The following is a 16,982-nucleotide window of genomic DNA, read 5'->3' on the forward strand; positions in this document are numbered from 1 at the left end:
GAATCGGCTCGTTCCAATATATGCTTGTACAGGATTCACTAGAACTTATTTTCTAGTCAAGTTGCTTATCGTCTTTTTTACTGTCAGATTCACTTTTTTCCGTTTCTTTTAGCTTATTTAACGTGCTTGAAAATTCTTTAGGCGTTTCAAGTTCCACTTTCAGGTACGTTCCTGCTTTTAGCGGATCTCCTGCTTTAATACTTTGACTTACAACATAACCATTTTCAAGTGCGCTAGGTCGAACGTTGACAAATTCACTAAAGCGAATAACGTCACGATGTGAAAAACCTGTTAAATCAGGCATTGTGGCTTTTCCGTTTGTCTTAATGAACACGCGTTGACCAGTGACAATGGTATCAGAAGTCGGTGATTGGCTTTCTACCGTATCTCCTTTACCTATTACAACAGGAACAAGCCCTTTTTGTTTTAAGTCTTTCACGGTACTATCAACTGATTCATTAACGTAAGATTTAAGCTTGATTTCTGAATCCACTTTCTTTTCTTTCGTTTCTTTTCCGTCTTCATCCGTTTTTTGAGGCTCCACTCCTAAATACTGCAGACTATTTTTCATCACCGGATTAAATACAGCTGTAAGCGGCGCAGTACCCGTTTCTTGAGGCGTGAGAGTTGGATTTTTAACGGCTACATAGACAAGGAGCTTTGGATCCTTAGCAGGTGCAAAGCCCATAAAGGAAATGAAATTTTTCCCGTGTCCATGCAGGTAACCTCCGGTAGGCCCAGGAATTTGAGCTGTTCCCGTCTTTCCAGCGACATCGTATCCTTCAATCGCGTAAGGTTTGCCTGTTCCATCATCAGAAGAAACAACGGTTTCTAAAATACCTAGCGTTTCGTTCGCTGCTTTTTTAGAAATAGGCTGGCCTACTACGGTAGGTTTTGTTTTCTTAATTGTTTTCTTATTTGTTTCATCGACTACTTGTTTAATCACGTAAGGCTTCATCATTTTCCCGTCATTTGCAATCGCAGTAGCCGCTTGAATTTCTTGAATAGGCGTAAAAGCAGACGCCTGTCCAAACGCAGTGGTTACGCGGTCTCTCGGGTACTTCGTCACTAACTTGCTAGAAGCTTCATTTGGCAAGTCAATTCCCGTCTTATCCATAAAGCCAAACTTGTCCAAGTATTTATACAAACGGTCGGTACCTAATTTTTCGTTGGCTAAAATGGCAACCGCTACATTTGAAGACCTTTGAATTCCTTCATTAAATGTAATAGCTCCCCAGCCGACTCCGCCGTTGTGATCGTTAATCGGAACGCTGTTTTTCGTTACTTTATAAGATCCGGACTGATAGCGGTCTTCGCCGTTATAAACGCCTGCATCAATCGCGGCTGCTAGCGTAAAGATTTTCATCGTTGAACCAAGCTCATAGCTGTTTTCAACAAACGGATTGCGATAAGAAGTGATATCACGAATATTTGGATCAAATGAAGGTCGGTTTGACATCGCCAAAATTTCACCGGTTTTCGGATTCACTACCGTTGCCATTAGCTCTTCTGGTTTATATTCTTTAGCAGCAGCTGTCATCGCATCCTCTAAAAACGTTTGAATTTTTTCATCAATCGTAAGCGTAACGCTGTCTCCGTTTTTAGGAGCTACAATTGACTCTTTTGGATCCGGAAGCTTAATTCCGTTTTTAGCAGCTTCGTATTTCACATATCCATCTTCTTCAGAAAGCTGCTTATCAAATACTTTTTCAATTCCCATTTTCCCTACGATTTTACCCGTATCATCTTTTTGTGCATATCCTAAAATACTTGAGGCAAATACACCGTTTGGATAGAAGCGCTTCGAATCGCGTAAAAACGTGATGCCCGGGAGATTTAGCTTCTCAATTTTTTGCTTTAGCACGTTATCAATATCACGTCCGCCTGGGCCAAGTTCTACTTGGAAGGTACCACGTTTAATTCCTCTCGTTAACATGCTTTCAATTTTCGATTCGTCCATCTTCAACAATGGGGCTAATTTTTGAGCCGTTTTTTCTGGGTCTACCACATGTTGCGGGTGATCTTTATCTTTTGTTTGTTTTTTATCTAAAATCGCCACAACCGTATAAGCACCCGTGTCTTGGGCGATCGCTTCTCCATTTCGATCGTAAATCGTACCGCGCTGTCCTTCAATTTTAGACGTTCGCGTATGCTGTTTTTGTGCAATTTCGGCTAAAGCTTCTCCGTCTGCTTTGCCCGTCGCTTGGATGTAAAAGAACCTGATGGCTAATACAAAAAAGAGCAATGCAAATATTAAAATTAATATTGCTGCTCCTGTACTAATATTGCTATTTTTTCTTGGCGTAGTCATCGCAATTAATCGTTAACGACTTTTACGTTATTTTCATTCAATTTTAGTCCAAGTTCTTTTGCTTTTGTCCAAATACGATCGTATGCACTTAACTCTGTTACCTGTAATTTTAACTCATTGTTTTTTGCTTCTTGCTTGTCAATCTTTCCATCGAGTGATTGCACTTCTTCACTGATGCTATAAAGCGAAGATTGATTTGAAATGATTTGCACAGACCCAAACAGCATGAGTGCGACAAACCCAGAATACACAATTTTTTCACCAACCGTGATTTTTCTTTTTGTCTTTCGAACAACTTGACGTACCGTCTTTTGCTGCTTCTGCTGCTGGTCTTGCTCTCTTACTTTGTATGCTGCATTGTTCATTCTCGTCCCCTCCTCTTTGATTAAACCCTTTTATTGGACTAATTTCTCAACAATTCGAAGCTTTGCCGAACGCGCGCGCTTATTTTCTTCTACCTCTTCTTCTGAAGGTAAAATAGGTTTTCTTGTAATGACTTTCATTTTAGGTTTAAATTCTTCTGGAATAACCGGCAGTCCATGAGGAAGCTGCGGAACCGTGCTTGCATTTTTAAACGCTACTTTACAAATTCGGTCTTCAAGTGAATGGAAGGTAATAACACTTACACGTCCACCTTTTTTGATTACATCCATGGCCTGTTCAATTGCATCTTCAAATACTTGAAGCTCATCATTTACAGCAATTCGAATAGCCTGGAAAATCCGTTTTGCCGGATGTCCACCCGTTCGTCTAGCTGGCGCTGGAATACCATCTTTAATAAGATCAACCAGCTCTAGCGTTGTTTCAATTGGTTTAGACTCTCGATATGCCTCAATTTTGCGGGCAATTTGTTTCGAAAACTTTTCTTCTCCATATTGGAAAAAGATTTTTACAAGTTTTTCATAAGGCCATTCATTTACTACGTTGTACGCAGAAAACTTTGAGTTTTGATCCATGCGCATATCAAGCGGGGCCTCATGATGAAAGCTGAACCCTCGCTCTGGTGTATCCAACTGAGGAGACGAGACGCCTAGGTCAAACAATACTCCATCTACTTCTTCAATTCCATGTTTCATTAGCTGCTCTTTTAAATAGCGAAAATTACTTTTGATTAGAATAACTCTGTCTAGATACGGGGCTAATTTTTCTTTTGCATTTTCAAGAGCAACATCGTCTTGATCAAACGCAATTAATTTCCCTTTTTCTGATAGCTGTTTTACGATATATTCACTATGACCTGCTCCGCCAAGCGTGCAGTCGACATATACTCCATCCGGCTTAATATTTAAGCCTTCCGCTGCTTCTTTAAGCAAAACAGTTGTGTGATTAAACATTATGACACCTACTTCTTTCTAAACTACTTAGTTATGTATACAAAAAGCAAAAAACGGTGTTTTTCTTTGATATATATACACGTTTATATTATATATCAAAGTTCAACATTATTTCAGCTATTTATATAAGAATTAAGTAGAATTTTGTCTTTTTGTCACAAATAGTGTCATTTTGTTAAAAGTAGGACATATTCGTAGAATAAAATGTAAGGAATATAAGGTTTTTTTGTGTAATTAGAAATAAATACCTTATGAGGATTCAATTGGCTGACATTCACCTTGTAAACTTGTTCTCTTTTTCAAAATAAAAATCCTGCTTTTCAGCAGGATTTTATTAGACATAACAGACTTTTAACTGGTGATTTAATTCGACTTCAGCACTTAGTAAATCTGACACAAATTGCATACCATAGCCGTTTAAATAATACATAATATTCCACATGCGTTCTTGTGGAGCATTGTAGGGACGAAGAGCAAGTTCAATTTGAGCATATTTTGAATGCTTCACATCGTGCTTAATGAGCTGTTTGGATTCGACAATCTTTTGAATGGTTTCAAACTGCTTTTGAATAATCGCTCGATTTTTAAGCATGACTTCATCAAATGTTTTGTCTTCTTTTTGAATATTTTCACGAAGAGTTTTATGAATTTTTTCAAAATCTTCTTTCGCTTTTTCAAAATACATTTCGTACGGGTTGTGAACTTCTGTCTTAAGCCAGTGCTCCCTCTCTGCATCTACGCCTTTGTTAATGACATTCGAAAGGTCTAACTGAAGTTCATCCATATACTTCTCGATATGTCTTTCTACGATTGCATAGGATAACCTCGGAACCACGGGAGGCATTTTAAAGCTAAATAAAGAAAATGCTTTTTCAAGCTCTGCCCAATACGCTACTTCCCCTGGACCTGCAATAAACGCAAGGGTAGGAAGTAAGTACTCCTGCATAAGGGGTCTAGTCACAACGTTATTACTAAGAAGCTCTGGCGTTTGTTTAGCAATTTGAACCAGCTCTTCTTTAGACAGCGCGAGTTCATTTTGCTTTCCAACAAACTGCTCTTGCTCTGCGTCTCTTTCTAAAAGTACTCTGTTTTCGTTGTGTGAATAAAAGAGATGGGCCGTTTCTTCTCCCACTTCAATCATTCGTCCGTATTGTTTTTGAATCTCTGTTTGCTGTTCCATAACGGCTGACGATAATTTGTCATTTTGTTCAATTAACGTCACAAAGAAAGAAGATTCAATGCTGCGCACTTCTTTAGAAGCTGCATCCATTAAAATAAGACCTGACTCTGCAAACAATGTGGTAACCAAATGAGCAAAGAAATCGACATAGGTACGTGATTTATCTAACGCCTCTAAAACAAAGTGTAACACCTGATTTGTATGCGCCGTTTCGTTAAACGTTTGAAAAACATCACGAACCCAGCTTCTACAGGCTTCATGATCTAATTCGATTTGAGAAACCATTTGCTTTTTCTTTAAAGAATGCTTTAACGTTTTCTTTAAAAGCTGGTTTTTATGCTCTGTGTATACATGGTTGATCTCAGCAAAATCATGATCTTCTCCAGCAATCCAAAATACCGGAAGCACGGGCACGTTTAGAGCTGCCTCTTGTTGTTTAGCTAGCAGCACAATTGAAATCACTTTATGAATGGTGTACAAAGGACCCGTAAGCAGCCCCGCTTGCTGACCTCCAACGACCACTACGCTGTTAGGATCTTTTAGCTTTTCAATATTTTCAATCGTCTTAGAAGATGCTCCGTAGCGCTTATTAAAATCAAGCAGATACTCAGCAAGCTGTTCTCTTGGATAAGACTGCTTTTGAACGTCCGCTAAACGTTTTTCATATACGTCTTTTTCGTGTATATTATAATGAAAAAAGGAAAGTGCTTGCTTTTCACCTTTTATGTAATCGTTCGTTAGTTTGTTTCCCGCCTTTAAAGAGACGTCTGTAATCTCCATGAAAGAACTTCCTTTCTTTTCCTAATACTTATATTCTCTACATATAGCTTCATTATCCATAATGTAACTGCTCACGTCTAGTAACATGCTTTACAGAGAGGAAATACGAAAAGCGATTCCACCTATATTTAACACAATATGTGCAATAAGAAACAAAACGAAATTCATCCGAAAGAACCCTTTCGCAATAAGCTTCATTTCTAAGTCATGTTTGACTTTCCAATGTACAAACATCATAATCATTGCCACAACTAAAAGGACTAACGCAATCAACCACAAAAAAGAGTGCCCAAAAATTTCCACAGCTGCATAATGCACGGACAAAATAAGAAAAACCGTAGTAATGTACGTTGCTATGTGGACAGATTTCCTTTTATTTTTCGTCAGTTTGCGTAAAAGCATGTATAGAATAAAAAAACCGACGAGCGGCAGAGTGACAAACGTCGCAAAAACGCCAGCAATAAAACTTCCCATGTTACTCACCCTTTTCTTCTTCGATTCCTTTTATTGACCTATATAAAAAGTCAACAATAGGCGTCGACGTTCTTTTTTCAGCAGCTTGTGTTTGGATATAACCTAAGATAGCATCAATCTCGGTTTGCCGCCCCTCCTGTATATCTTTTAGCATAGAAGATTGATTGGTACTCGTGCGCGAACAAACCCCCAGCGCATTTTCCCAATAATTAAAAGCTGAATCTAGTTTTAATACATCCGCAATCTCTTCAAACAATAGACGCATCGTTTTATAAAAATAGCTGTTGTGAATCAGCTGCCCATTTTTCACGCTATACAGTGCCGTAAGAGGATTAATGAGCGCATTTACAACTAATTTCTTCACCAGCATCGCATACCAATCTTTTTCAATTACCCAAGGAAAATTCACAATTGGTAAGATAGACTCCATTTCTCCTCTGTACGAAGCAATACGGGTTGTTCCTATTCCTGTATGATGGACGCTATCCATATTTGTACGCATTGCCCCATGTTCAACTGTACCCAAATAGAGAGTGCGCTGCGGGAGGTTTTTGAGAATTTCAATATGGCTCATACCGTTTTGGATAAACAAAAGGGGAGTATGTATAGTAAGGGTTTTAATAAAAGGAATAATCTCTTTTAAATGATACTGTTTTACAGTAATAATGATTAAATCTGCTTCTTTTATGTTTTTTTCCAGAGGGATAGCACTGACTTTTTTCGTGTGATGTTCCCCTTGTCTATGTAAGGTAATTCCATTTTCGTTAATACACTTTGCTTGAGTTGGTGTTTTCGTGTACAAGGTTACATCATAACAATCTGATAAATACGCGCTAAACAACAGACCTAATGATCCGCCTCCAATAATACCTATAGTTTTCATCGTATTTTTTGTTCCTCTTTCTATTATTGAGTTTCATTTTAGCAAAAAAATGCTTTGAATTAAATGCATTCTTTAAATTTTACCTATTCATATAGCCCGTGTGATTAAAAATCACCGGGCTTATTGTAAATTATTTAGAGTGATCCCGTTTTTTTCTATTATACGGGATACACCGGATGTTTACGACGGCTAAAGGTCACATTCTTTGTTTCATATAATCGAAAGCGGTCAATTAACGTTCGACGCAGTTCGTTAGCAGGAACGATGTCGTCAATAATAAGTTCAGATGCCAGCGTATAGATATCGATGTGTTCTTTATACTCTTGCTGTTTCTGTTTAACAAACATGAACCGCTCTTTCGGATCTTCAATTTCATTAATTTTATTAGAATAGACGGCATTTACTGCAGCTTCAGGACCCATTACGGCAATTTGAGCAGTAGGCAATGCAATGCAGCAATCTGGTTCAAAAGCCGGACCAGCCATAGCGTAAAGCCCTGCGCCATAAGCTTTACGCATGACTACGGAAATTTTAGGAACTGTAGCTGAACTCATCGCTGCAATTAATTTGGCTCCATGTCTAATGATGCCAGCTCTTTCTACTTTGGTTCCAATCATAAATCCAGGCACGTCAGCTAAAAACAGCAAAGGAATATGGAATGCATCGCACAGTTGAATAAATTTTGCGCCTTTATCTGCTGAATCTACAAACAGCACTCCCCCTTTAACTTTTGGCTGATTAGCAACAATCCCTACTACTTTTCCATCTATTCGTGCAAGCCCTGTTACCAATTCGGCGGCAAACAGTTTTTTTATTTCAAAAAAGCTCCCCTCGTCAATAAGGGTATCAATTGCTTCATAGATATCAAATGGAACATTTTGATTCTCCGGAATTAGTTCTATTAAATCTTTTGTCTGCTTAGGCTCTTTAGCTTTTTGTACTTTAGGCTTCTCTTGATAGTTTTGTGGAAAGTACGTTAAATAAGATTTGGCATACGAAATAGCTTCTTCTTCAGAATAAGCCAGCACATCCCCGCACCCGCTAACGCTGCAGTGCATATGTGCTCCTCCCATTTCTTCTAGCGTAACCTTTTCTCCAATAACGGCTTCGGCCATACGCGGCGACCCTAAGTACATAGAAGCGTTCCCATCTACCATCACAACAATATCACAAAATGCAGGGATATAAGCCCCTCCAGCTGCTGACGGACCGAAAAGCAAACAAATTTGAGGAATGACGCCGGAAAGTTTTACTTGATTGTGAAAGATCCTTCCAGCTCCTCGGCGGTTTGGAAACATATCTAATTGATCCGTAATACGCGCTCCAGCAGAATCCACTAGGTACAGTAAAGGCACATGCAGTTTTTCTGCAACTTCTTGAATCCGAATAATTTTTTCTACTGTTCTGGCCCCCCAAGACCCTGCTTTTACAGTAGAATCATTAGCCATTACACAAACCGTTTCACCGTTTACTTTTCCAATCGCAGTTACAACACCGTCTGCCGGCAACCCTTCGGCTTTATTATTTGCAAACATGCCGTCTTCTTCATATTTCCCGTCATCGAATAAAAGGGCTAAACGATCTCTTACAAAAAGCTTCTGTTGTTTTGCAAGTTTCTCTTTATACTTCTCGGCGTTGCCACGCTCTACTTTTTGACGATTTTCATCATATTTTTTCTGAGATTCACCTGTATGTATCATGATATCTCCCCTTTATGAGTTATGAAATAGTCACCAAAACGTCGCCTTCGTTCACAAAATCCCCCACGGCTATATGGACAGTCTCTGCAATACCAGCTTGATCGCTTTCAATAGGAATTTCCATTTTCATAGATTCTAATACAACAACAACTTCTCCTTTAGTTACACTTGCTCCTTGCTGAACAAACACATTAAATACCATGCCTGCCATTGTCGCTTTGATTTCACTCATTGTGGTGCTCCTCCTTTATTTAATACTGTTGATAATAACGATGTGTTATAGGTGCCCTTTTCATATAACTCTTCATTTAACAACTGCTTAAATAGAGGAATATTTGTTTTGATTCCCTCTACAACAGCTTCTGTAAAATATGATTTAGCTAGTTCAATTGCATTTGAACGCGTACGACCAGTAATGATAACCTTTGCAATCATTGGATCATAAAAAGGTGTAACCGCATTCATATCACTGTAGCCGCTATCTACGCGCGCGTAGGTTCGCTCCGGCAAGTGATAACCCGTAATTTTCCCCGGAGCCGGTAAAAAAGTAAACGGATCTTCTGCATAAATTCGAAATTCAATGGCGTAGTTATTTGCTGCTATTTCCTCTTGCATACGAGGAAGCTTTTCACCGCGCGCAGCTAAGATCTGCCACTTAACTAAATCGACCCCTGCAATTTGCTCGGTGATCGGATGCTCAACTTGCAGCCGCGTGTTCATTTCAAGAAAATAAAAATTTTCGTCTTCATCCACGATAAACTCCACCGTACCCGCATTATAATAGCCGATTGCTTTAGCCGCTTGAACGGCTTGGTTTTGCATGGCTTGTCGCGTACTTTCTTTTAAAGAAAGCGCAGGGGCTTCTTCAATCACTTTTTGATTTCTTCTTTGTACAGAACAATCGCGTTCAAAAAGATGAACGACATTACCATGCTGATCTCCAAAGACCTGTACCTCGATATGTTTTGCGTTTGTTATAAGCTTTTCAATAAACATTCCTTCATGACCAAAATATGCTTTTGCTCTTGCTTTTGTTGAGGCATATACTTGTTTTACTGCTTCTTCGTTATCGCAGCGCACCATTCCAATTCCTCCGCCGCCTCCGCTTGCTTTTAACATAACGGGATATCCAATTACCCCCGCTACTTTACAAGCCTCTTCAACCGACGTCACATCACCTTCGCTGCCGGGGACAACAGGTACACCCGCTTCTTTCATCGCAGCGCGGGCAGCAATTTTGTCGCCCATCATCGAAATGATTTCGGGAGAAGGACCGATAAAACAAAAACCTTCATCAATCGCTCTTTTAGCAAATGCACTATTTTCCGATAAAAATCCATATCCAGGATGAATGGCGTCTACTTTTTCTTCATGACTAATTCTAAGCAGCTCTTCCACATTCAAATATGACTTTTGCACAGGAGGCTCTCCAATTCGACGTGCTTTTGTAGCCGCTTGAACATAAGGAAGTTCTGCATCTGCATCGGAATAGACAGCCACCGTTTCAATGCCCATTTGTTTGCATGTATGAATAATACGAAGAGCAATTTCTCCTCGATTTGCAATCAGTATTTTTTTCACCTTTCTCTCCCCTTTCCTCAAATTTCTACTTTCCCCCATATAATTCTACAATAATTTTAAAACTCCTCTACAATTTTTGAAAACGCTTTCTATTTGAATTCTGTTTCCCTTTTGCCTCCTTTCTAAAAAGTGATGTTTATAGTAATGTATTCTTCGTGTTTAACCGAAAGAATTCATTTTTCTTTGTGCGCATTGAATATTCGTTCACCAATCACGAAAACAGAATATTTTGTATTTTTGTTATATAATATTAGATGAACGAACCAATCCAGTTCGTTCATCTAGCAAGGAGACATAACAAGGGGGATATGGGATGAATTACGAAGTGAAGCATTTAAAAATTAATTTTAAAACGCTAGAAGAGTTCAAGAAATTCAAAGAATATGGCATTCAAGAACTTTCAATGCTAGAAGAATTACATGCCAAGATTTCCGATAATGAAATAAATTCTCCGTTTTACGGCATTTATTTTGGAAATAGCTTAGTGGCTCGCATGAGTCTCTATAAACGAAACAAACAGTACGATCAATATTTCGAGCCGCCTCAAACGTATATTGAAGTGTGGAAACTTGAAGTGCTCAGCGATTTTCAGCGCAAAGGATTAGGTCAAACGCTCGTTGAATATGCCAAATCCTTTCAATTACCTATCAAAACAAGCCCGCGAGTAAAATCGAGTGATTTTTGGTCAAAAATGGGGTTCGTACCTGTAACGTATGATATCGATCGTGATTTGGGAGAAAACCCTCTTATTTGGCTACCAAACGGTGTAAGCGAACAAAAATAAACAGCTGATTTCCAGCTGTTTATTTTATATCTATGTGGTATATATGATTAACATGAAGTAGGGAGCATTCAAGCTATCGCTTTACTTTTGAACTTTTTCTAAATTTAAATTTTTATCCACTTGAAATTTCACTTTTCTACTTTTTTCATCCTCTTTTAATACAACCATTTTACGAGCCCTCTCCATAATTTCAATAAGAGCTTTATAGTCATCTTCCACAATTAACAAATTGTTTTGCAAAGCTTTTTTTTCTTTTTCCAAAATCGTTACTTTCTCTTGTAAACGTTCAATCTTTTGCTGCAGTTCTTCATTAGCTTCGAGAAGCTCCGACGAGTGTTTTTGCCCTTGATCTACATTTTCTAAATACTTAATTACCTCATTAAGCGAAATATGTTTCTCTGCTTCCATATATGATAAGCGTGCAGGCTGCTCGTCGTCTTTTGAAACAGTTCTTGCTTTTAATTCTTTTCTCTGTTTTTTCGCAAGGTCAATACCAGTCTTGTATTGTTTGCGCACAAAAGAATTCCAGCGGAAGCCACAAGCTGCTGATGTTCGTGTAAGTTTCTTCCCCACTTCTTCAAATGCAGCTAGCTGAGTGCCACCTTCACGTATATGACGCAGTACAATTTCTGCGAGTAATAAATCTTCATCATGAGTCCATGCATCTTGACGAGAAGAAGTCATTTTTCTATCCCTCCTTATCCGTACTTATTAAATGAATATGCACCTACTAGATAAGATAGACTATTGTTCCTCTTCTCAATCAAGAAAATCTTTCATATACTTTGAAGCAAAATGGGAAATCCGTGATTCTTTCATCTTTTGCTTATTAACTATATTGCTATGGAAATGCAGTTCATAACTATGTTTTTTTAACGATGACCTTTTGAACCGCTTCTTCATGCTCAGGCGATTCCCACAATATCGAACAGCGATGAATTTCTTGTTCCATTCGATTCCAAACCCGGCTTTGCTCCCATTTCTCAATAGCGATTTCTTTGTAAGCTTGCAATACTTGGGTCGATTTATGAGTAATAGGAGCTAACCACTCCTCACACCTCATAGTTAGCTCTTTAAACGACGTAACATAGGAAAGAAATCCAATTTGCTTTGCTCGTTCTACTCCATACAGCTGAGCACTGTAGATCATTTCCATCGCTTCTTGATACCGCAGCTTTTCAAGAAGAATGGTTCCTCCTCCCCAGCCTGTTGTAATTCCTAAATTCCCTTGAATAAAGCCCATTTCGCTATGTGTTGCACTTATACGGAAGTCACATGCAATCGCAAGCTCACATCCCCCCCCAACCGATGTTCCATTCAAAAGGGCAACTGTTGGTTTTGGGAGCGTTAAAATTTCATAAAGAATTCTCCCCATTTTCGTTAACATTTGAGACGCCTCTTTCGAAGTCTTTAGCTCATGAAATACGCTTAAATCTCCTCCACTGCAAAATGCGTCTGAACCAGCACCTGTAATTACAAAAGCTTTTACTAACTGATTATGTTTCACATAATCTACAGCTTGCTGCAGTTCATTCATCACATCATAATCAATGGCATTACGCTTTTCAGGGCGATTAATCACAAATGTAGCAATGCCTTGGCTTGTAGTAAACAGCTCGCTTTTTTTCATGCTTTTTCCTCCTTATGGACAAGGTATGAATCCTTTTACAACAGTAATTGTTTATTTAAAAAGAGTTCTTGTTCTATAAGAAAAATCCTTCTCTTCCAAAGGGCAGAGAAGGAAAAAAGGCAAAAAAAATAAAAGACCCTTTAAGAGGGTCTTTTATTTAAATAAGCAATTATTTGCTTACTACGTCATTTCCTTTGTAAGTACCACAAGCTTTACATACGCGGTGTGATAGTTTCATTTCACCACAATTTGGGCACTCTACCATACCAGGAACTTGTAATTTAAAGTGCGTACGACGCGTTCTTTTCTTCATTTTAGATGTTCTTCTAAAAGGTACAGCCATTATTCCCACCTCCTTAAAAGAATTTTAAAATCATATGAAGGCCCGAAAGCCGGATCTTCGCATTTTTATTTCTTTTTGTCTTTAAAGAAATTTTCGAGTACGGCTAAGCGGGGATCTACTTTTTCCTGCTGTTCTTCTTCGGTAACAACTTCCCAGTCTTTTCCTGACTGTGGAGCTGCTCCTGCCGCTTGCTGATTTTCACTAAATACCTGCAGAGGAATTTCAACAATAATTAACTCTTGAATCAAAGGTTGTAAATCAACCGTTTCTCCCTCTACAATGCGTACTTCAGCATCTTCTTCATAATCAGCATTCACATTCAATAAAAACGTTTCAGTTGCGTTAATTTCAAACGGATACGGAACGTCAACTAATGTACGAGCACAAGGCAACGTCATTTCTCCTGAAATTTTAAGGTGAAACGTTACTTTCGAAGAGCTAATGTCGGCTCTTCCTTTCACGTTTACATCTGACATTCTACGAATTTGAGGATCAGCATTCATAAACTCTTTGCCGTCAATCACTTCGTCAAATGTTAGACCTTTATTTTGCAACTGATACAATTGATGTATTGTCCATTTCATTGTTAATCACCTCAAGGCAACAAAGGTTATTATAGCTTTCACAAGATTATTTGTCAATATTTTTTCTTTACACTATAATGTACTTAAATATGCTTTTTTGTAAAAATTTCTTACTTTCATAAAAAAACGTTTTTAAAACAAAGAGCTAGACTAAAAATAATAAATTAAAAGGAGACATTATGCAAGCAGTTGGAATAATTGTCGAATATAATCCTTTTCATAACGGACACGCTTATCATTTGCAGCAAGCCAAACAACAAACCGGAGCAGATTGTGTGATTGCTGTGATGAGCGGGCACTTTTTGCAGCGCGGAGAGCCTGCTCTTGTATCGAAATGGTCCCGCACAAGAATGGCTTTAGCCGCTGGTGCAGACTTAGTCGTTGAATTACCCTATGCTTTTTCTACTCAAAAAGCTGAAACATTCGCAAGCGGCGCTATTTCTATTTTGGAATCCCTTCACGCTGACTTTGTATGCTTTGGCAGCGAAAATGGCAATATTGACTCATTTACCCGCACCGCTGATTTGCTCGAAGCTCATGAATCAGAACTATCTGCCTTAATTCAACAAGAGATGAAAAAAGGAAACAGTTATCCAAAATCAGCTTCCAATGCTTTCTTACAGCTTTTCACGGAGGCTCCTATTGATCTATCTCAGCCAAATAATGTGCTTGGAATGAGCTATGTAGCTGCCATAAAAAAACAGCATGCATCTATTAAACCATATACAATCACTCGAATTCAATCACATTATCACGATGATTCCCTGTCTTCCTCTTTTATTTCAAGCGCTACAAGCATACGTAAAGCTATTTTTGACAGCAGCAGCCATGGGGACCTGGGCAAGCATATGCCAGTTAGTACAGCAAACGAATTAGCAGCTTACAAACAAGCACACGGACAGTTTCATCATTGGGAGCACTATTTCCCATTTTTGAAATACAAATTATTAACTACTCCACTTTATGACTTACAGCGTATTTATGAAATAGAAGAAGGTATTGAACATCGACTGCTATCTTATATTTCTTCATCTACTTCATTTGAAGATTTTTTAACAAATGTTAAAACGAAGCGATATACGAGAACCCGTTTACAGCGCATGTGCGTTCACCTTTTAACCAATACAACAAAAAGTGAGATGCAACAAGCTGATCCTTATATTCGCTTATTGGGAATGTCAAAGACCGGACAAGCCTATTTAAAAACAATTAAGAAAAAGCTGTCCCTTCCTATTGTATCCACTGTATCGCAATGTAAACTAAAAGAAATTGATACCGATATTAAAGCGACACATGTTTATAGTACGCCGTTTCAGGAGCCTCTGCGCTCTCAGTTTATGAAACAAGAATATACGCAGCCTCCTATCATTTGGCCATAAAAAAATCGTCTGCAAGAGACGATTTTTTTATGGTTTCAGCTTTTCTAAATAGGTTACGGCATCCGAAAATGAATCTACGGGTACAATTTTCATATCACTGTTTATTTTTTTGGCTGTCTTCACTGCTTCTCGGTAGTTAGAGCCAGCAGCCCCTTTTTCATTTGGTGCAAAGAAAATCTCTGCTCCTTCTTTATCTGCGGCTACAATCTTTTGTGAAATACCTCCGATTGGTCCTACCTCTCCTTTATCATTGATAGTCCCTGTACCTGCAACGCGGTGGCCTTTTGTCATGTCCTCTTTAACAAGCTGATTATAGATTTCAAGTGAGAACATCAGTCCCGCTGAAGGCCCTCCTATTTTTTCAGTATCAATATGTATATCGGGCTTGACTTTTAATTCTTGGTTCGTTTCTAAGGCAATTCCTAGGCCTACTCGTTTCGGCTCGTCAGGAAATGCTTTAACTTTTAGAGTATGTTTGCTTTCTTTGCCATCTCTTTTTACATAAATTGATACTGAATCTCCTGCTTTTTTAGTCGATACGTAGTTGATTAAGTCCTCAGCAGTTTGAATTTTTTTCTCATCTACTTTTGTCACGACATCTCCAACATGAAGTTTTCCATGTGTAGGCATATTTTCTACAACATATGTAACATATACGCCTTTATTGTGGTAGGAAACGCTCTTTCCAGCTGCTTCATATGCTACTGAAATAGCGGCATTTTTTGACGTATCCATCATATGTAATTGCCTTGTCGAGTAATCTTCATCGCTTTCACCCTGCTGCAAAATTTGCTTTGTAGGGAAAATTTCATGAAAGTCCTGTATTTTCGCAAGACCATATGAAAGAGGAGTTGCTCTGCCCATTCTTACAGTTGTAAGCATAAACGTCCCTTTTTCATGGTATCCATCTTCTACCTTAATAATAGGCGCAAGTTCTTCTGCCATTCCAGGCTTTGTAATGTAGTACGGTAATGGATAAAAACAAAGCATTGCCACCACTGCAATAACAGCCAAATATACCAAAATTCTAATTCTAGATTTCACTTTTTTTGTTCTCCTTCCAATGATCAATTGCTTGTAGAATAGAAGGCAACTGCTCATGTGCTGCTTGTTCACCAATTGACATCATTTCTTGAATGTTTGTAAATGCTCTGGAACTAAAAGTATCGAGATTAGGACGAATCATAACGTCTGAAGCAATAGTTCGGTGAGCTACTAGCTCATCTTGCAAAATATCTAAACTTTGCATAATGACATCAAAAATGGAGCTGATTTCTGCATTCACTTTCGCTTTTGATACATCGACTCCAATGACAATATCAGATCCCATCTCTTTTACAACCGATACAGGAATACGGTCCACTACCCCGCCGTCTACAAGCAATCGCCCATCAATTACTTCGGGAGCAAAGATTCCTGGAATTGAAATACTTGCTCTCACCGCTTCAGCGATAGGTCCTTTTTTAAACACCACTTTCTCTCCTGTTTTCAAATCTGTCGCTACAATGGCAAACGGTATAGATAACTGTTCAATGTTTCTATTTTGCGTAAAAGTGCGAACCAACGACTTTACTCTGTTGCCCGTAATAAATCCCATTTTTGGCACGGTAAAATCCAAATAATACTTTCGTTTGAACGTTAGCGCCATTTTATAAAGAGTTGCCAGTTCAATACCTGACGCATATAGTGCACCAACTAAAGCTCCCATGCTGCTGCCAGCTAGAAAATCAATAGGAATGTTATTTTCTGTTAGCGCTTTGATTACTCCTAAATGTGCAAAACCTCTAGCTCCACCTGAGCCTAACGCAACTCCTATTTTTGGGCTTTCCACTTTACCTGCCCCCTCGTTTTACCTTATAGACTTCTAAAAATGTAAAAACTTTTGATGAGCTTCTCTATCATTGTTGCCCTGTCTTCAATAGGACTATTCTTCATTTTCTATTTGTTCATTTTGTATGAAGCTAAAGATATGTTTTGCTCAATCAACGGTGGTTATTAAGCATTATACTATACTGAAGG

The 16,982-nt window shown here is 38.5% G+C and carries 17 protein-coding genes; 2 read left to right on the plus strand and 15 right to left on the minus strand.

The genetic code is table 11. The features are described 5' to 3' along the window. Positions 1–52: 52 nt before the first annotated feature. The 9 genes from ACMX9J_RS12370 to ACMX9J_RS12410 all read right to left on the minus strand — a co-directional run bounded on the left by ACMX9J_RS12370 (position 53) and on the right by ACMX9J_RS12410 (position 10,243). Positions 53–2,311, minus strand: coding sequence for a penicillin-binding protein (locus ACMX9J_RS12370; protein WP_028411476.1), 2,259 nt, complete (start codon positions 2,309–2,311; stop codon positions 53–55). Positions 2,312–2,316: 5 nt separating this feature from the next. Further along, positions 2,317–2,676 (minus strand): cell division protein FtsL, encoded by a 360-nt coding sequence (gene ftsL / locus ACMX9J_RS12375; RefSeq protein WP_028410764.1) that lies wholly within the window; start codon positions 2,674–2,676, stop codon positions 2,317–2,319. Between the two features lie 30 nt (positions 2,677–2,706). Further along, on the minus strand, positions 2,707–3,645 hold the full coding sequence (rsmH, locus tag ACMX9J_RS12380; RefSeq protein WP_048019824.1) for a 16S rRNA (cytosine(1402)-N(4))-methyltransferase RsmH: 939 nt from the start codon (positions 3,643–3,645) through the stop codon (positions 2,707–2,709). A gap of 334 nt (positions 3,646–3,979) precedes the next feature. Then, on the minus strand, positions 3,980–5,605 hold the full coding sequence (bshC, locus tag ACMX9J_RS12385; RefSeq protein ID WP_063248567.1) for a bacillithiol biosynthesis cysteine-adding enzyme BshC: 1,626 nt from the start codon (positions 5,603–5,605) through the stop codon (positions 3,980–3,982). A gap of 90 nt (positions 5,606–5,695) precedes the next feature. Beyond that, on the minus strand, positions 5,696–6,079 hold the full coding sequence (locus ACMX9J_RS12390) for a DUF3397 domain-containing protein (protein ID WP_013058968.1): 384 nt from the start codon (positions 6,077–6,079) through the stop codon (positions 5,696–5,698). Position 6,080: 1 nt separating this feature from the next. Next, positions 6,081–6,962 carry a 2-dehydropantoate 2-reductase gene (locus ACMX9J_RS12395; RefSeq protein ID WP_416225825.1) on the minus strand — a complete coding sequence of 294 codons (882 nt, stop codon included), beginning with the start codon at positions 6,960–6,962 and terminating at the stop codon, positions 6,081–6,083. 158 nt (positions 6,963–7,120) lie between these two features. Further along, complete coding sequence (locus ACMX9J_RS12400; protein ID WP_049166164.1) at positions 7,121–8,662, minus strand: acyl-CoA carboxylase subunit beta; 1,542 nt, start codon at positions 8,660–8,662, stop codon at positions 7,121–7,123. Positions 8,663–8,681: 19 nt separating this feature from the next. Then, a complete protein-coding gene (locus tag ACMX9J_RS12405) occupies positions 8,682–8,894 on the minus strand; it encodes a biotin/lipoyl-containing protein (protein WP_033579761.1) in 213 nt (70 codons plus the stop codon). Further along, complete coding sequence (locus tag ACMX9J_RS12410; RefSeq protein WP_033579760.1) at positions 8,891–10,243, minus strand: acetyl-CoA carboxylase biotin carboxylase subunit; 1,353 nt, start codon at positions 10,241–10,243, stop codon at positions 8,891–8,893. Before ACMX9J_RS12410 ends, ACMX9J_RS12405 begins: the two co-directional genes overlap by 4 nt. A 313-nt stretch (positions 10,244–10,556) precedes the next feature. Here ACMX9J_RS12410 and ACMX9J_RS12415 point away from each other — a divergent pair, with 313 nt between their 5' ends. After that, on the plus strand, positions 10,557–11,027 hold the full coding sequence (locus tag ACMX9J_RS12415; protein WP_013058973.1) for an N-acetyltransferase: 471 nt from the start codon (positions 10,557–10,559) through the stop codon (positions 11,025–11,027). An 81-nt stretch (positions 11,028–11,108) separates the two neighbouring features. On the opposite strand, the gene ACMX9J_RS12420 is transcribed toward ACMX9J_RS12415, so the two are convergent. The 4 genes from ACMX9J_RS12420 to ACMX9J_RS12435 form a co-directional block, all read right to left on the minus strand. After that, positions 11,109–11,711 carry an RsfA family transcriptional regulator gene (locus tag ACMX9J_RS12420; RefSeq protein ID WP_028411482.1) on the minus strand — a complete coding sequence of 201 codons (603 nt, stop codon included), beginning with the start codon at positions 11,709–11,711 and terminating at the stop codon, positions 11,109–11,111. Positions 11,712–11,889: 178 nt separating this feature from the next. Then, on the minus strand, positions 11,890–12,657 hold the full coding sequence (locus ACMX9J_RS12425; protein ID WP_028411483.1) for an enoyl-CoA hydratase/isomerase family protein: 768 nt from the start codon (positions 12,655–12,657) through the stop codon (positions 11,890–11,892). A 169-nt stretch (positions 12,658–12,826) separates the two neighbouring features. After that, entirely contained in the window at positions 12,827–13,000 is a 174-nt protein-coding gene (rpmF, locus tag ACMX9J_RS12430; protein ID WP_013058976.1) for a 50S ribosomal protein L32, read from the minus strand. A gap of 65 nt (positions 13,001–13,065) precedes the next feature. Next, a complete protein-coding gene (locus tag ACMX9J_RS12435; protein WP_014458367.1) occupies positions 13,066–13,584 on the minus strand; it encodes a YceD family protein in 519 nt (172 codons plus the stop codon). A gap of 179 nt (positions 13,585–13,763) precedes the next feature. On the opposite strand from ACMX9J_RS12435, the gene ACMX9J_RS12440 reads away from it, so the two are divergent. After that, complete coding sequence (locus tag ACMX9J_RS12440) at positions 13,764–14,963, plus strand: nucleotidyltransferase (RefSeq protein WP_033579759.1); 1,200 nt, start codon at positions 13,764–13,766, stop codon at positions 14,961–14,963. Between the two features lie 27 nt (positions 14,964–14,990). Here the strand turns inward: ACMX9J_RS12440 and ACMX9J_RS12445 are convergent, their stop codons facing one another. Together ACMX9J_RS12445 and ACMX9J_RS12450 are read right to left on the minus strand one after the other, a co-directional pair. Continuing rightward, entirely contained in the window at positions 14,991–16,007 is a 1,017-nt protein-coding gene (locus ACMX9J_RS12445; RefSeq protein WP_416225826.1) for a SepM family pheromone-processing serine protease, read from the minus strand. After that, positions 15,997–16,794, minus strand: a complete 798-nt coding sequence (locus ACMX9J_RS12450; protein ID WP_028411486.1) for a patatin-like phospholipase family protein — start codon at positions 16,792–16,794, stop codon at positions 15,997–15,999. Before ACMX9J_RS12450 ends, ACMX9J_RS12445 begins: the two co-directional genes overlap by 11 nt. Between the last annotated feature and the right edge of the window lie 188 nt (positions 16,795–16,982).

It is taken from the genome of Priestia sp. RMT2NF4 (genome assembly GCF_047872835.1).
GTDB classification, from domain to species: Bacteria; Bacillota; Bacilli; order Bacillales; family Bacillaceae_H; genus Priestia; species Priestia zanthoxyli.

What these genes read in the sequence shown, in the direction of transcription:
- ACMX9J_RS12370 (WP_028411476.1), bottom strand. Translation starts at nt 2,311, where the DNA reads ATGACTACGCCAAGAAAAAATAGCAATATTAGTACAGGAGCAGCAATA.
- ftsL (WP_028410764.1), bottom strand. Translation starts at nt 2,676, where the DNA reads ATGAACAATGCAGCATACAAAGTAAGAGAGCAAGACCAGCAGCAGAAG.
- rsmH (WP_048019824.1), bottom strand. Translation starts at nt 3,645, where the DNA reads ATGTTTAATCACACAACTGTTTTGCTTAAAGAAGCAGCGGAAGGCTTA.
- bshC (WP_063248567.1), bottom strand. Translation starts at nt 5,605, where the DNA reads ATGGAGATTACAGACGTCTCTTTAAAGGCGGGAAACAAACTAACGAAC.
- ACMX9J_RS12390 (WP_013058968.1), bottom strand. Translation starts at nt 6,079, where the DNA reads ATGGGAAGTTTTATTGCTGGCGTTTTTGCGACGTTTGTCACTCTGCCG.
- ACMX9J_RS12395 (WP_416225825.1), bottom strand. Translation starts at nt 6,962, where the DNA reads ATGAAAACTATAGGTATTATTGGAGGCGGATCATTAGGTCTGTTGTTT.
- ACMX9J_RS12400 (WP_049166164.1), bottom strand. Translation starts at nt 8,662, where the DNA reads ATGATACATACAGGTGAATCTCAGAAAAAATATGATGAAAATCGTCAA.
- ACMX9J_RS12405 (WP_033579761.1), bottom strand. Translation starts at nt 8,894, where the DNA reads ATGAGTGAAATCAAAGCGACAATGGCAGGCATGGTATTTAATGTGTTT.
- ACMX9J_RS12415 (WP_013058973.1), top strand. Translation starts at nt 10,557, where the DNA reads ATGAATTACGAAGTGAAGCATTTAAAAATTAATTTTAAAACGCTAGAA.
- ACMX9J_RS12420 (WP_028411482.1), bottom strand. Translation starts at nt 11,711, where the DNA reads ATGACTTCTTCTCGTCAAGATGCATGGACTCATGATGAAGATTTATTA.
- ACMX9J_RS12425 (WP_028411483.1), bottom strand. Translation starts at nt 12,657, where the DNA reads ATGAAAAAAAGCGAGCTGTTTACTACAAGCCAAGGCATTGCTACATTT.
- rpmF (WP_013058976.1), bottom strand. Translation starts at nt 13,000, where the DNA reads ATGGCTGTACCTTTTAGAAGAACATCTAAAATGAAGAAAAGAACGCGT.
- ACMX9J_RS12435 (WP_014458367.1), bottom strand. Translation starts at nt 13,584, where the DNA reads ATGAAATGGACAATACATCAATTGTATCAGTTGCAAAATAAAGGTCTA.
- ACMX9J_RS12440 (WP_033579759.1), top strand. Translation starts at nt 13,764, where the DNA reads ATGCAAGCAGTTGGAATAATTGTCGAATATAATCCTTTTCATAACGGA.